We start from the raw sequence: 1,819 nt of genomic DNA on the forward strand, positions 1-1,819 counted from the left end.
GTAAAAGGAGTTAAAACATTACCTATTTATGGGGGGCAGGACATTAATCGTCAAATCAAGGCCCTTAAGAAAAGGCCTCATATTATCTCAGCAACTCCTGGACGTCTTATGGACCATATGAAAAGAAGAACCATTCGTTTAAATCATATTCGTACGGCTGTTCTGGATGAGGCAGATGAAATGTTAAACATGGGTTTTATTGAAGATATCCAAACGATTCTTGGTGGCATCTCTTCTCCCCATCAAACTTTACTATTTTCGGCAACCATGTCCAAGCAAGTACAAAGTTTAGCACAGAAATTTATGAACACTCCTGAACTCGTGCAAGTAAAAGCGAAGCAGTTAACAGTAAAGAATATTGAGCAACAGTATGTAGAAATTCCAGAAAATCGAAAGTTTGATGTTCTTTGCAATCTTGTAGATCTTCAATCACCAGACCTGGCTATTGTATTTGGACGTACGAAAAAACGTGTGGATGAACTTGCCGAAGGGCTAAAAAAACGTGGATATGCAGCAGAAGGCATTCACGGAGACCTTACCCAATCAAAACGGGCCGATGTCATTCGTCAATTCAAAGAGCATACCATTGAGATTATGGTCGCAACCGACGTTGCAGCAAGAGGACTTGATATTACAGGTGTCAGCCATGTCTACAATTTTGATATTCCTCAGGATCCTGAAAGCTATGTTCATCGTATTGGTCGAACAGGACGGGCAGGTACTAAGGGATTGGCCGTTACATTTATAACTCCGAGAGAACGTCATCACTTAAAAGTGATAGAAGATGTCACGAAAACCAGAATGTCTAGACAATCACCTCCTACTTCTAGTGAGGTAATGGCAGGACATCAGGAAGCAATCATTCACCGCGTTTTGACCGCCATCGAAAAGGGTGAGTTTGGGGAATATAAACCTATGGCGGAAAAGTTATTAGAAGAGATGGATTCTGTTACCCTATTGTCAGCTACTTTAAAGCTCTTAACAAAAGAATCGAATATGACTCCTGTCCAATTGACTGAAGTGGCACCACTTCGTAATAAAAAGGCAAGAGCAGAACGTAAGAGAGGTAGAGGTAGAAAAGAGACAGTGGGCCGTAAAAAAAATTATAGAAAATAATCTCTTGTTGTTTGAAAACGGTATGCTTTACTAGCAGGTATCGAGATTTATTACACTGTAAGGTGTCAAAAACCAAAAACCACTAACCTTTAATCCTTATGATTGTGAAGGACTAAAAAATACCGTACAAAAGAACTTGGCAAAAATAAAGAATCTTAGGAGATTTTAATTATCTCTAAGACAATTGAAAGTAAAAACTATATTATTTCTGGTATTAGAGGGATGAGGATATGAGCCAAAGTATATTTACTAATGGAGAAGTAGTAGCTATAAGAGAATCTAATGAATTAGTAACAGTTTTAAAAAGTCATTATGTGAAAAACATGAAAAGATACTCTTATACAGTCGATAAATATCCTGGTACTTTTTTCTTTGAAGAAGAATTAATGAAACATGAATAACAATTACTATTGAATGAGTTCTGGTAAAAAGGACTTTTAAAATAAAAACAGACTCTAAAGGTAGAGTCTGTTTTTAGAATGGTTTCTTATGCTTTACGTACGTTTGTCGCTTGTGGGCCACGTTGCCCTTGTTCGATATCGAAAGTCACTTCTTGACCTTCATCTAAGGATTTAAAACCTTCCCCTTGAATAGCTGAGAAATGAACAAACACATCTTCTCCACCTTCGCGCTCGATAAATCCGAAACCTTTGTCAGCATTAAACCATTTTACTTTACCGTGTTCCATTTTTGTTGCCTCCTA

At 37.6% G+C, this 1,819-nt stretch carries 3 protein-coding genes; 2 read left to right on the plus strand and 1 reads right to left on the minus strand.

The window, feature by feature from the left end; translation table 11 throughout:
- On the plus strand, nucleotides 1–1,116 hold a 1,116-nt coding region (locus tag AC0C45_RS29960), incomplete at its 5' end, for a DEAD/DEAH box helicase (protein WP_472929326.1).
- Between the two features lie 230 nt (nucleotides 1,117–1,346).
- A complete protein-coding gene (locus tag AC0C45_RS29965) occupies nucleotides 1,347–1,517 on the plus strand; it encodes a hypothetical protein (protein WP_162837703.1) in 171 nt (56 codons plus the stop codon).
- Between the two features lie 86 nt (nucleotides 1,518–1,603).
- Here the strand turns inward: AC0C45_RS29965 and AC0C45_RS29970 are convergent, their stop codons facing one another.
- Nucleotides 1,604–1,804: a cold-shock protein gene (locus tag AC0C45_RS29970; protein ID WP_013083582.1), complete on the minus strand. Its 201-nt coding sequence runs from the start codon at nucleotides 1,802–1,804 to the stop codon at nucleotides 1,604–1,606.
- Nucleotides 1,805–1,819: the final 15 nt, after the last annotated feature.

The organism is Priestia sp. VA7 (genome assembly GCF_055710015.1).

Bases quoted from the DNA above. Each gene is read 5' to 3' on its own strand.
- AC0C45_RS29965 (WP_162837703.1), top strand. From the start codon at position 1,347: ATGAGCCAAAGTATATTTACTAATGGAGAAGTAGTAGCTATAAGAGAA.
- AC0C45_RS29970 (WP_013083582.1), bottom strand. From the start codon at position 1,804: ATGGAACACGGTAAAGTAAAATGGTTTAATGCTGACAAAGGTTTCGGA.